Annotated in this window: 11 protein-coding genes; 5 read left to right on the forward strand and 6 right to left on the reverse strand. The window is 68.7% G+C overall.

Annotated elements, in window-relative coordinates:
- Positions 1-30 precede the first annotated feature (30 nt).
- On the reverse strand, positions 31-1,731 hold the full coding sequence (locus OVA17_RS14750; protein ID WP_267787242.1) for a long-chain-fatty-acid--CoA ligase: 1,701 nt from the start codon (positions 1,729-1,731) through the stop codon (positions 31-33).
- A gap of 88 nt (positions 1,732-1,819) precedes the next feature.
- On the opposite strand from OVA17_RS14750, the gene OVA17_RS14755 reads away from it, so the two are divergent.
- Genes OVA17_RS14755 through OVA17_RS14765 form a run of 3 tightly spaced genes read left to right on the forward strand, consistent with a single transcriptional unit; the run spans position 1,820 to position 3,333 of the window.
- Positions 1,820-2,662, forward strand: coding sequence for a GNAT family N-acetyltransferase (locus tag OVA17_RS14755; RefSeq protein ID WP_267787243.1), 843 nt, complete (start codon positions 1,820-1,822; stop codon positions 2,660-2,662).
- Complete coding sequence (locus tag OVA17_RS14760) at positions 2,659-2,994, forward strand: hypothetical protein (RefSeq protein ID WP_267787244.1); 336 nt, start codon at positions 2,659-2,661, stop codon at positions 2,992-2,994. The genes OVA17_RS14755 and OVA17_RS14760 overlap by 4 nt, the downstream gene beginning before the upstream one ends.
- 27 nt (positions 2,995-3,021) lie before the next feature.
- On the forward strand, positions 3,022-3,333 hold the full coding sequence (locus OVA17_RS14765; RefSeq protein ID WP_267787245.1) for a DUF2277 domain-containing protein: 312 nt from the start codon (positions 3,022-3,024) through the stop codon (positions 3,331-3,333).
- A gap of 91 nt (positions 3,334-3,424) precedes the next feature.
- On the opposite strand, the gene glnA is transcribed toward OVA17_RS14765, so the two are convergent.
- Positions 3,425-4,849, reverse strand: coding sequence for a type I glutamate--ammonia ligase (gene glnA, locus OVA17_RS14770; protein ID WP_103209374.1), 1,425 nt, complete (start codon positions 4,847-4,849; stop codon positions 3,425-3,427).
- Between the two features lie 133 nt (positions 4,850-4,982).
- Between glnA and OVA17_RS14775 the strand changes: the two genes are divergently transcribed.
- Entirely contained in the window at positions 4,983-5,411 is a 429-nt protein-coding gene (locus tag OVA17_RS14775) for an RDD family protein (RefSeq protein ID WP_267787246.1), read from the forward strand.
- 56 nt (positions 5,412-5,467) lie between these two features.
- Here OVA17_RS14775 and OVA17_RS14780 read toward each other — a convergent pair whose 3' ends face one another.
- A complete protein-coding gene (locus tag OVA17_RS14780; RefSeq protein ID WP_210075018.1) occupies positions 5,468-6,178 on the reverse strand; it encodes a DUF4191 domain-containing protein in 711 nt (236 codons plus the stop codon).
- Positions 6,179-6,294: 116 nt separating this feature from the next.
- On the opposite strand from OVA17_RS14780, the gene OVA17_RS14785 reads away from it, so the two are divergent.
- Positions 6,295-7,302, forward strand: coding sequence for a hypothetical protein (locus tag OVA17_RS14785; protein WP_267787247.1), 1,008 nt, complete (start codon positions 6,295-6,297; stop codon positions 7,300-7,302).
- A 17-nt stretch (positions 7,303-7,319) separates the two neighbouring features.
- Here OVA17_RS14785 and sucB read toward each other — a convergent pair whose 3' ends face one another.
- Genes sucB through OVA17_RS14800 form a run of 3 tightly spaced genes read right to left on the reverse strand, consistent with a single transcriptional unit; the run spans position 7,320 to position 11,925 of the window.
- The gene (gene sucB, locus OVA17_RS14790) at positions 7,320-9,035 is read right to left on the reverse strand and encodes a 2-oxoglutarate dehydrogenase, E2 component, dihydrolipoamide succinyltransferase (RefSeq protein ID WP_267787248.1); all 1,716 of its coding nucleotides are present in this window, start codon (positions 9,033-9,035) and stop codon (positions 7,320-7,322) included.
- 53 nt (positions 9,036-9,088) lie between these two features.
- On the reverse strand, positions 9,089-10,462 hold the full coding sequence (gene lpdA / locus OVA17_RS14795; protein WP_267787249.1) for a dihydrolipoyl dehydrogenase: 1,374 nt from the start codon (positions 10,460-10,462) through the stop codon (positions 9,089-9,091).
- Positions 10,459-11,925 (reverse strand): leucyl aminopeptidase, encoded by a 1,467-nt coding sequence (locus OVA17_RS14800; protein WP_267787250.1) that lies wholly within the window; start codon positions 11,923-11,925, stop codon positions 10,459-10,461. Before OVA17_RS14800 ends, lpdA begins: the two co-directional genes overlap by 4 nt.
- Positions 11,926-11,938 lie beyond the last annotated feature (13 nt).

Genomic DNA, 11,938 nt, shown 5'->3' on the forward strand with positions numbered 1-11,938 from the left:
GATGCCGCGAGACCGCGGCATCCCTTCCTCTCATGCTTTGGACATCAGGCGTTCGCGGACCTCACGGCGCTGCACCTTGCCGATGAGCGAGCGGGGAAGGTCGTCGACGATGACGACTCGACGCGGAACCTTGTAGGCCGCGAGTCGCGCCTTGCAGAAGTCACGGATGGCGTCGGGCTCGACATGCACACCCTCGCGCAGCACGATCGCCGCGGCGACGTCTTCTTGGCCGCTGGACTTCGGAAGGGCGACCACGGCTGCTCCCGCGATGTCGGGGTGCGAGGTGAGGACGTCTTCGACCTCGCTCGGCGAAACGTTGAAGCCGCCGGTGATGATGATCTCTTTCAGTCGGTCGACGATGGTGACGAATCCGTCGGGCGAGACCGTGGCGATATCGCCCGTCCGCAGCCAGCCGCCGTCGAGCAGCGTCGCCGCCGTGTCGGACGGACGGTTCCAGTACCCCTGGAAGACCTGCGGACCACGCAGCAACAGCTCGCCGGCCTCGCCCTGGGGCCGGTCGACGGTGGGGTCGTCGGGGTCCACGACGCGGATGTCGGTGCTGGGGAACGGCACGCCCACCGTTCCGGGTCGGCGCGACGGTCCGATCGGGTTGCCGAGGGCCACGGGCGAGGACTCGGTCATGCCGTAGCCTTCCACGAGCAACCCTCCGGTCGCGGCCTCCCAGCGATCGACGGTCGCGACGGGCAGGCTCATCGCGCCCGAGATCGCGAACCGCACGGTGCTCAGATCGACGGTGCCGCGTGCTGCGGCGCGCGCAAGCTGGTCGTAGATAGGAGGAACGGCCGGAAGGAACGTCGGCGGACTCTTCTTCGCCGCCGCCGACACCAGCTCGAGGTCGTACTTCGGAAACAGCACGAGTTTCGCGCCGATGCTCATCGCGAATGTGAGGCAGAGCGTGAGTCCGTAGGCGTGGAAGAGCGGGAGCACGCCATAGAACGTCTCTTCACCGTCGCGCAGGCCGGGTACCCACGCGCGACCCTGCATCGCGTTCGCGCGGAGGTTGGAGTGCGTGAGGACCGCACCCTTAGGCGTACCTGTGGTGCCGCTGGTGTATTGCAACAGTGCGATGTCGTCGAGAACCGGCCCCGCGTGCTTACGCGAGAGCGTGCCATGCGTCAGCAGCTTCTCCCACGCGAGCGGCCGCTTCGAGCGCGGGGTGCTCGTGAGCTGCTCACGCGCGGCCTTCGCCTTCGCGATGGGGAGACGCAGCGCGAGGCGCTTAGCCAGGGGGAGTGCGGCCGTGATGTCGACGCTGACGATCTTCTCGAGCGCGAGGTCGGCGGGGAACTCCGCGACCGTGTCAGCAAGCTTGTCCCAGACGATGGCGAACCGCGCGCCGTGGTCCTCGAACTGGTGGCGGAGCTCGCGCGGGGTGTAGATCGGGTTGTGCTCGATGACAATGGCACCGAGTCGGAGCGCAGCGTAGAAGGCGACCACGTGCTGCGGGGAGTTCGGAAGCACGAGAGCGACGCGGTCCCCGGCCCTCACGCCGAGGCGCCGTAGTCCCTCGGCAGCCCGGGAGACCTGGTCGCCGAGCTCGCGATAGGTGGTGGGCGCGCCGAAGAATTCGAGTGCGGTCTTCTTGCCGAACTGGGCGACCGACGCGGCCAGCATTTCGGGGAGCGTCTGCGAAGGCTCGTCGATCTCGAGGGGGACACCCTCGGCGTAGGAGGCAGACCACGGACGCGACGCGTAGGGAGACTCGGGCATACTCCTATCCTTGCGTGCCCCTCCGACATGGCGGCGGCGGTTGACCTGAAGGGATGCCGCGAAGTCGGCGACCTGGTTCGATGGGGAAGTGCACTTCCGACCGCTGGCCGACGATGACCTCGCCGTCCCTCCCTCCTGGTGGGCTGATCGCTCACTCGCCCGCGACCGTTGGCGCGACGACGATACCCGATCAGCGGTTGTCGTCGACGGGGGCGAGATCGTCGCCGCGGGAGCGATCTGGCTCTCGCGACTGCACGAGGATCGATTCTGGCTCGAGATTGTCGTGGACCCCGAACGACGCCGACGGGGCATCGGAACCGCGCTGACACAGCACCTGTCGACGCTGCGCTCGCGCGACCTGCCCTTCATGGCACGCGGCTACGTCGACGACGAGAGCATGCACTTCGCCGATGCGTTGGGTGCTCGCACAATCCAGACCGTCCCGCCGGCGCGCGCGAGTCTCGACGCACTGACGGAGCTGCGCACCCACCCCGGGGTGCAACCGCTCGCCGGTGCCGACAGCTCGCGCATCGAGTCGGCGTACGCGGAGCTGTACCGCTGGACGCACGAAACCTGGAGCCCGGTGCGAGCCGGTTTCGAAACCTCTCTCGCCGGAGGTCTCTGGGACGAGCTGGACGTCGAGGCCTCGGCTCTCGCGGTCGACGAATCGGGCCGCATCCGAGCCCTCGCTCTCACGTTCCGCGACACCGACCCCGCGCTGATCGTCGCCGAGACGATCGCACGCAACGAGCCGGAAGGGGAGCACTTGGTCGAGGGGTGCATCCGCCGCGCGATGACGATCCTCGCCCATCGCGGTCTCACCATGGTCGATTTCGACGGACACGTGAGCGACCCGCACTTCCTCCCCGCCCTCTCGCGCCTGCGTCCGGCCGGGCGCTGGTTCCGCCTCGTCGAGATCCCGGCCCCGTGAGTCGCGCCGGGGGGCGGTGGACCAGAGAGCTGGATCGGCAGTTACGCGCGCGCGGACGCACCTGGGCGGTGCTCCTGATCCTGGGTGCAGTCGTGTTCGGGTCGCTCCTCGGCGGGTACGTGCTCTCGATCCTCGCGGACCTCAGCGCCGGCAGCATCGATTGGGACGAGGCGCTCGGCTCCGGCCGAAGGCACATCCCCGCCGGGGTCATGGTCTGGGTGGGCGGCCCGTTCGCCGTGCTCAGCCTCGTCTACGGCGCCGCTCTCACCGTGCGCCTGGTCCGCGCCTGGCGGGACATGTCCCGCGAGGAAACGCAGCGCCCCTCGCGATGAGCGGTCGATCGGCCTAGCCTGTCGGGCATGTGCCGCAACATCGTTCCCCTGCACAACTTCACACCCCCCGCGACGGATGCCGAGTGCCACGACGCCGCGCTGCAGTTCGTACGCAAGATCGTGGGGACGACCACGCCGTCTCGGGCCAATCAGGACGTCTTCGATCGCGCCGTGGCTGAGATCGCGGCATCCGTCCGGCACCTGCTTGACGATCTGGTGACGAACGCCCCGCCGAAGGTTCGCGAGGTCGAGGCGGCGAAGCGGCAGGCCCGCTCCGCCGAGCGATACGAGGCGATCCGCGTCTTCCAGGAGCAGAAGCGCGCGGCCCGAGCGGGCTGAGCCGGTCCCGGCCCCCGTGCCCCTTTCGCGAACGTCGACGCCCGCCCCCGCGAAACGGCGGGGACGGGCGTCGACGTGGACGATCGGGCGATCAGACCCCGAAGTACAGCTCGTACTCGAAGGGGTGCGGGCGCTGGGCGATCGGCTGGATCTCGTTCTCGATCTTGTACTCGATCCAGGTGTCGATGAGCTCCTGCGTGAAGACGCCACCGGCGAGCAGGAACTCGTGGTCGGCGCGTAGAGCCTCGAGCGAGTCGAGGAGCGAGTTCGGAACCTGCGGGATGTTCTTGGCCTCTTCGGCGGGGAGCTCGTAGAGGTCCTTGTCGACGGGCTCGTGCGGCTCGATGCGGTTCTTGATGCCGTCGATGCCGGCCATCAGCTGGGCCGCGAATGCCAGGTACGGGTTGCCCGAGGCGTCGGGCGCACGGAACTCGATGCGCTTGGCCTTGGGGTTGGTGCCCGTGATCGGGATGCGGATGGCGGCGGAGCGGTTACCGGCCGAGTACACCAGGTTGACCGGCGCCTCGAAGCCCTTCACCAGGCGGTGGTAGCTGTTGAGGGTCGGGTTGGTGAAGGCGAGGACGGCGGGCGCGTGCGCCAGCAGACCACCGATGTACCAGCGGGCGATGTCGGAGAGCCCGCCGTAGCCGGTCTCGTCGTAGAACAGCGGCTTGCCGTCGTTCCACAGCGACTGGTGGGTGTGCATGCCCGAGCCGTTGTCACCGAAGAGCGGCTTCGGCATGAAGGTCGCAACCTTGCCCCACTGCTCGCAGGTGTTCTTGACGATGTACTTGAACTTCAAGATGTCGTCGGCCGCGTGCAGCATCGTGTCGAAGCGGTAGTTGATCTCCTGCTGACCACCCGTGCCGACCTCGTGGTGCGAGCGCTCGAGGGCGAAACCCGCCTCGATCAGCTTGAGGGTGATGTCGTCGCGGAGGTCCGCCGTCTTGTCGACGGGGGAGACGGGGAAGTAGCCGCCCTTGTACGGGGTCTTGTTGGCGAGGTTTCCGCCCTCTTCTTCGCGACCGGTGTTCCAGGCGCCTTCCTCGGAGTCGACCGAGTAGAAGCTCGAGTTCTGCTTCACTTCGTAACGCACGTCGTCGAAGATGTAGAACTCAGCCTCGGGGGCGAAGAACGCGGTGTCGGCGATGCCGGTGGAGGCGAGGTACTTCTCGGCCTTCTTGGCGACCTGGCGCGGGTCCTTGCCGTAGATCTCACCGTTGCGCGGGTTGTAGATGTCGAAGATCATGACGAGGGTCTTGGCCTCGCGGAACTGGTCGACGTACGCCGTGGTCACGTCGGGGATCAGCTGCATGTCCGACTCGTGGATGTTCGCGAACCCGCGGATCGACGAGCCATCGAACAGCTGTCCGACGGTGAAGAACTCCTCGTCGACGGTCGAGGCGGGGATGTTGAAGTGCTGCTGCACACCAGGAAGATCCGTGAAACGGATGTCGAGGAACTTGACGTCCTCGTCCTGGATGAACTTGAGCACCTCGGACGAATCTTTGAACATGAAGACTCCAGAGGTAGAACATTCGGGATCATGCCGGCCTCGGCCAGCCTCCTCGACCATACCCAGAACCGGTGTCCCGGTCATATCTCGCATGTTTCGGGGATGTTACGGGGCCCCGATTACGCTGGATGCCGTGAGCCTCCCCGCCGAGAACGATTATCCGGGCCAGCGGCTCGGCCTTCCCCGCGAGGGTCGCGGCTCCATCGCCCGGCCGGGGCGCCGGATCGCGGCGCTGTTGATCGACGTCGCGAGCGCCGGTCTGATCGGATACGCGTTCTTCTCCGCCCCCGACCCTGTAACCGGCGTCCCGTTCGCGAACCCGATCGCGACGAACCTCATCTTCTTCACCGTGCAGATCCTGTTCATCCCGCTCTTGGGCGGAAGCCCGGGGCACCGGATCATGGGGATGCGGCTCGAGCTGGCATCCGGGGGCTGGGTGGGCGTCTGGCGCCCGATCGTCCGCACCGTACTGCTGGCCGTGATCATCCCCGCCGTCGTCTGGGACGCCGATCAGCGTGGCCTGCACGACAAGGTGGTCGGCACGGTTCTCGTCCGCACCTGAACCCGCGAGCACCGATGAGAAAGGCCCCCGCCACAGCGGGGGCCTTTCTCATCGAATCAACGGGGGCGCGGTGAGCGCATCTTGGTCGGGTCGACACCCTTCGGGATCGGCAACGACGACAGGCCCTGCGACACCGACGACACACGCTTGATGACGGCAGCCATCGTCGAGCGGTCGACCTTCTTGGGCAGCGCCTTGATGGTCGAGGCCAGCTTGGCGATCGGCACCTCGTCGTCGCCGTGACCGACGTAGAGCACGGTGACGGGGACGCCGGCCGCGACACGCGTCACGCGGGAACGCTCCTCGCCGACGAGACGCGTCAGTCGGCTGCGGTTGCCCTCGCCGATGAGCACGACGCCACCGCGGCCGATGGCGCGGTAGACGGCCTCCTGCGTGCGGGGGTTGACGCCGATCGGCGCCTCCGAGGCCTGCCAGTTACGACCGAGAGACGACGACAGCACGTGCCCGGTCGCGCCGGGCATGCCGTCGATCTTCTTGTACATGGCCGTCGTCGAGAGACGTGTCATGGTGATCATCGAGGCCAGGATGCCGGCCAGCAGACCCGTCACACCCCAGAGGATGACGCTCCATGCGGCGAGCGGCGGGATGAGGAAGCCGACGAGCACGCCGAGGGCGATGCCCACCAGCACGATTCCGGCCAGCAGGAACGGCAGCCACCGGTACTCCTTCTGCGTGAAGGTGTACAGGGTTTTCAGCTGCGAGAAGAAGCCCGGACGCTTCTCGGGCGTGGTGGTGCGAGCGGCCATGAATTGATTCTATCTTTGCCGCGAGACCTTCCTCCCCAGCGGACGGTTCCGCCGGATGGTCCCCGCTTCCGACTTTTCTCGACACGCGGTCGGAGCGGTTCCGCCACCATCGCGGGATGAGCAGCTCCACGGCATCCGTTCTCGCCGAACCGTTCGATGCGTACCTGCGGCGTCGCGCGCGCAGCACCGTCCCCCTCACCGCGGGGGAGGCGGTGACCGCGGCCGTCGGCCTCCTTCGCGGATGCCGCGGGGCAGCCGCCGCTCGAGAGGGAACGACGTGGTGGCTGACGGCGACCGGCTGCCCCGTGGCCGTGGACGACCCGGGCGGACAGGACGGCGTCGCCGCGACGGCGGAGAGCCTCGCGCACCTCGCCGAGATCGCCGCAGACCCGCCCACCCGCGACATCCTCGGTCGAGCACGAGAGAGCGTCCTGACCCGCCCTCCCCGGGATTGGGATGCCGTCGAAAGACGCCTCTTCTCGCACGCGGCGCCGCTGCCTCTCGTCCTCGGCCCGCTCATCCCGTCCGTCGAAGCCGCAGCGCCTTCACCTGAGCGCGAGGGTGCGGTGGCGCGTGTGCTCGAGTTGGTCGACGCCGATCTGGCCGAGGCGACGCGCAGCGCTCTCGAAGGCATCCGCGAGCGCTGGCGCACCTCACGGATGCTTCGACTCGCGACCGTCGGAGGGGGCCTCGCCGTGATCGCGGTCATCGGCTTCTCGCTCATTCCGGCGGAGCACAGCTCGGCGCCGGCCGCATCCGAACGGACGCTGATGGATCCCGCACCGACCTCCTCCACGCCGTGGCTGTCGGACCCACCGCCGGTGGATGAAAGACGCCCGCTCTCCGATGACGTCGAAGAGATCGCGCGAAGGCTCTTCACGGACATCGCCGGATGCCACGACGACAAGGCCTGCGCGTCGTCCTACGAGGAGAACTCAGTGTTCCCGCGGGAGCCTCTGCTCGCGGATGCCGCCGCGGGGGAGATCGAGGTGGTCGACGACTTCGGGGGAGTGACCGTCGTACGCGTCGACGCCGCAGGATCGACGCAGTACGTCACTCTCGTGCGGCAGAACGAGAGATGGCTGGTCCGCGCCGCCAGAACGGTCGCGGACCAGCCATCATGAGCTGGTGCTCGGCGGGATCAGATCCCGAGATCGCCCTCGAACTGCGCCGCCTCGAGGCGAGCCTTGACCGTCCCCAGGAAACGGGCCGCGTCGGCGCCATCGATGATGCGGTGATCGTACGACAGCGCGAGGTACACGTACGAGCGCACCGCGATGGCGTCCTTTCCGTCGACCGAGACGATTCCCGGCTTCTTCACCACGGCGCCGAGGCCGAGGATCGCCGACTGGGGCAGGAACACGATGGGCGTGTCGAACAGCGCGCCGCGCGAACCGGTGTTGGTCAGCGTGAAGGTGCCACCGGCGAGCTCGTCGGGCTTCAGCTTGTTGTCGCGCGTGCGGGCAGCGAGGTCGGCGATCTCGCGCGCGAGCTGGGCGATGTTCTTGTCACCGGCGTCCTTGACCACCGGCGTCAGCAGGCCGCGCTCGGTGTCGACGGCGATCGAGACGTTCTCGTGAGCCGGGTAGACGATCTCGTCGCCCTCGACCGTGGAGTTGATGATCGGGTAGGCCTTGAGGCCCTCGATAGCCGCGATGGCGAAGAACGGCAGGAACGAGAGCTTGTCGCCCGTCTTCTGCTGGAACTCGCCCTTCATGCGATCGCGCAGGGCGGCGAGCTTCGTCACGTCGACCTCGACGACAGTGGTCAGCTGGGCCGTGGCCTGCATCGATGCGACGGCGCGCTCGGCGATGACCTTGCGCAGACGCGACATCTTCTGCGTGGTGCCGCGAAGCGGCGAGACCTCGACGGGGGCGGCAGCAACGGGAGCCGCAGCGGCGGGAGCCGCCGCCGGAGCCGACTTCGCGGCCTCGGCGGCCTTGAGAACGTCTTCCTTGCGGATGCGTCCACCGACGCCGCTGCCCTTGACCGAGGCCAGGTCGACGCCCTGCTGCTGAGCGAGGCGACGCACGAGCGGGGTCACGTAGGTGATGTCGTCGTTCGACGACGCGGCGGGAGCCTGCTCGACGGGCTTCTCGGCGGCGGGCGCGGGAGCCGCAGGCTTCTCTTCCGCGGCGGGGGCGGGCTGCTCGGCAGGCTTCTGCTCGGCCGCGGGCTGTTCCACCGGCTTCTCCTCGGCGGCGGGCGCCGGGGCCTCGGGCTGAGCGGCCGGGGCCGCACCGCTGCCGATGCGCGCGAGAGCGGCACCGACGTTGACCGTCTCGTCCTCCTGCACGAGGATCTCCTGCAGCGTGCCGGCGACCGGCGAAGGGATCTCGGTGTCGACCTTGTCGGTCGAGATCTCGAGGAGGGGCTCGTCGACCGCGACGTCATCGCCGACGGCCTTCAGCCAACGGGTGACGGTGCCCTCGATGACGCTCTCACCGAGCTCCGGAAGCTTCACCTCGGTCGAGTCGCCGGCGGCGGCCGGAGCCGACTGCTCGGCGGGAGCCGCCTGCTCGGCCGGAGCGGACTCGGCGGGAGCGGCCTCTTCCGCGGGCGCGGACTCCTGCTCGGCGGGAGCCGCCTGCGGGGCGTCGTCGGACGACGCAGCGCCCGAGCCGTCACCGATCTTCGCGAGGACCGCGCCGACCTCGACCGTCTCGTCTTCTTGGACCAGGATCTCCTCGATCACGCCCGAGATGGGCGAGGGGATCTCGGTGTCGACCTTGTCGGTCGAGATCTCCAGCAGACCCTCGTCCTCCTGGACGGTGTCACCGACCTGCTTGAGCCAGCGGGTGACCGTTCCCTCGGTGACGCTCTCGCCGAGAGCGGGGAGGACGACGGAAGTGCTCATGGGTATGTCTCCTTCGTACCGGATGCGGTACCTAGCTTAGTGACCGGTTGCGGTCAGAGTGCGTGCAGGGGCTTGCCCGCGAGGGCCAGGAAGGCCTCGCCGAGCGCCTCGCTCTGGGTGGGGTGTGCGTGGACGAACGGCGCGATGTCCTCGGGGTGGGCTTCCCAGCCCACCGCGAGTTGCGCTTCCGAGATCAATTCGCCGACGCGATCGCCCACCAGGTGGGCACCGACGACGGGCCCGTCGACACGCCGGACGATCTTCACGATGCCCGAGGTACCGATGATCTCGCTGCGGCCGTTTCCGGCCAGGTTGTATTCGTACGCCTTCACGGCATCGGATCCGTAACGATCCTGAGCCTGCGCCTCGGTCAGTCCGACGGACGCGACCTCGGGGTGGGAGTAGGCGACGCGGGGTACGTCGACATCGGGAACGAGCACGGGCGAAAGACCCGCGATCTCCTCCGCGACGAAGATGCCCTGCTGGAAGCCGCGGTGCGCGAGTTGCAGACCCGGCACGATGTCGCCCACGGCCCACACGTGGGCAGCGGCGGTGCGCAGACGCTCGTCGGTCTGGACGAAGCCTCGGTCGAGCACGACCCCGGCCTCTTCGTAACCGAGCCCGGCGGTGACGGGACCTCGTCCGACCGCGACCAGGACGTAGTCGGCCACGAGTTCCGAACCGTCGTCGAGGGTCACCGTCACGGAGCCCGCGGTCTGCGCGAGCGAGGCGAAGCGTCGCCCCAGCTGGAAAGCGATCCCGCGCTTGCGGAACGCCCGCTCGAGAGCCTTGCTGGATGCCACGTCCTCCGCCGGCAGCAGATGCGGAAGCGCCTCGATGATCGTGACGTCCACGCCGAACGAACGCCAGACACTGGCGAACTCGACGCCGATCACGCCACCGCCGAGAACGATCACGCGCTCGGGGATCACGTCGAGCTCGAGCGCCTGCTCGCTCGTCAGCACACGTCCACCGACATCGAGACCGGGCAGGCTGCGGCTGTACGAGCCGGTCGCGAGAATGACGTCGGTGCCGCGATAGAGGTCGTCGCCGACGCGCACCGCGGGTCCGGCCTCGAGCGAGCCCTCGCCGCGGACCACGCGGATGCCGTGGGCCGAGATCAACCCCTCGAGCCCTTTGAACTTCTTGGCGACGATGCCCTCGCGGTACGAGCGCACCCGCACCGGGTCGATGCCCGAGAAGGTCACGTCGACGCCGATATCGGCTGCGCCGCGGGCGGCGTCGGCGACCTCTCCGGCGTGCAGCAGCGCTTTGGTGGGGATGCAGCCGCGGTGCAGGCACGTTCCGCCGAGCTTGTTCTTCTCGACGAGCACCACATCTTTGCCCAGCTCGGCGAGGCGCAGAGCTGCGGCGTACCCGCCGCTTCCCCCGCCGAGCACGACGACGTCGGCGGTGTACTCGGTCACCGCGCGCCGTCCGTGGCCAGCATCTCGACGAGCGAGCGGACCGTTGCTCCCGTCACGCCCTTGTCGGTGTAGCCGAACGGTGCGGACTTGTTCATTCCCACTCCGGCGATGTCGAGGTGCACCCACGGGATGCGGGGGGCGTCGGCCTCCGCAGAGACGCGGCCGACGAAGTGACGGAGGAAGAGCCCGGCGAACAGCGAGCCGCCCGCGGGGTCTCCGATCTTCGCGTTCTGCAGGTCCGCAATGGGGGAGTCGAGGTCATCGACCATGTGGTCGGGCAGCGGCAGCTGCCAGGCGAGTTCTGCCGTGCGGGCCGATGCCGCGAGGTACTTCGCCACCGCGTCGTCGTCGCCCATCACGCCGGTGTGGCGGTTGCCGAGCGCCACGGTGATGGCGCCCGTCAGGGTGGCGACGTCGACGATGAGATCGGGGTTCTCGCGGCTGGCCGCAGCGAGGCCGTCGGCGAGCACCAGGCGCCCCTCGGCGTCGGTGTTCAGTACCTCGACCGTGGTGCCGTCGAGGGTGCGCAGCACGTCGCCCGGGCGCGTCGCACGGCCCGACGGCATGTTGTCGGCGATGCAGAGCCAGGCGCTGACGTGGACGGGCAACTGCATCTCGGCCGCGGCCTTGAGTACCGCCAGCACCGTCGCAGCGCCGCACATGTCGTATTTCATTCCGACCATCGATGCCGGCGGCTTCAGGGAGAGACCACCGGTGTCGAACGTGATGCCCTTGCCGACCAGAGCGACGTGGCGCTCGGCACCGGCGGGGGAGTAGTCGAGGCGCACCATGCGCGGCGGGCGATCCGACCCCTGACCCACGCCGAGGATGCCGCCGTAACCACCCTCGCGCAGGGCGGTCTCGTCGAGCACCTCGACCTCGACGGGGAGACCCTCGACGGCCTTGACGGCGGCGTCGGCGAAGTCGGACGGGCCGAGCCACTCGGCGGGCGTCGTGACGAGGTCCTTCACCAGAGCCACGGCTCCGGCGACGGCCGCGACCGCCGCGGCGTCGGCGTCAGCGGGCGCCTCCTCGGCGACGACGGTCACGCGCGTGGCGCGCACCTTCGCGGCCTTCTTCTTGTAGTCGGCGAAACGGTAACCGCCCAGGGCGGCGCCCTCGGCGATCGGGCGCCAGGCGGAGGAGGCGAGCGACTGCACGGCGATGTGCTCGAAGCCGGTCAGCTGACGAAGACCGGTGCCCGCGGCGTCGCGAAGCGCGGCCTCGGTGGGGTTCGCACCCGCACCTGCGACGGCGACCGGTGTCGCCACTCCCGGGACGTGAACCCGCTGGAACGATCCGGCGGCACCGGTGAACCCGACCGCCGACAGAGCCGACCCGAGACCTTCCCAACCGTCGGGATCCGGGGATCCCTCCGAAAGGGTGGGAACGATCAGCAGGATCGCATCGGCGTCGGACTCGAGAGCGGGGGCGTGGGTGTACGCCACGGAGGGAAACGGCATGGCATCCATCCTA

It is taken from the genome of Microbacterium sp. SL75 (genome assembly GCF_026625865.1).
GTDB lineage: Bacteria > Actinomycetota > Actinomycetes > Actinomycetales > Microbacteriaceae > Microbacterium.

Coding starts and splice junctions, on each gene's coding strand:
- OVA17_RS14750 (WP_267787242.1), bottom strand. CDS start 1,731: ATGCCCGAGTCTCCCTACGCGTCGCGTCCGTGGTCTGCCTCCTACGCC.
- OVA17_RS14765 (WP_267787245.1), top strand. CDS start 3,022: ATGTGCCGCAACATCGTTCCCCTGCACAACTTCACACCCCCCGCGACG.
- glnA (WP_103209374.1), bottom strand. CDS start 4,849: ATGTTCAAAGATTCGTCCGAGGTGCTCAAGTTCATCCAGGACGAGGAC.
- OVA17_RS14780 (WP_210075018.1), bottom strand. CDS start 6,178: ATGGCCGCTCGCACCACCACGCCCGAGAAGCGTCCGGGCTTCTTCTCG.
- OVA17_RS14785 (WP_267787247.1), top strand. CDS start 6,295: ATGAGCAGCTCCACGGCATCCGTTCTCGCCGAACCGTTCGATGCGTAC.
- sucB (WP_267787248.1), bottom strand. CDS start 9,035: ATGAGCACTTCCGTCGTCCTCCCCGCTCTCGGCGAGAGCGTCACCGAG.
- OVA17_RS14800 (WP_267787250.1), bottom strand. CDS start 11,925: ATGCCGTTTCCCTCCGTGGCGTACACCCACGCCCCCGCTCTCGAGTCC.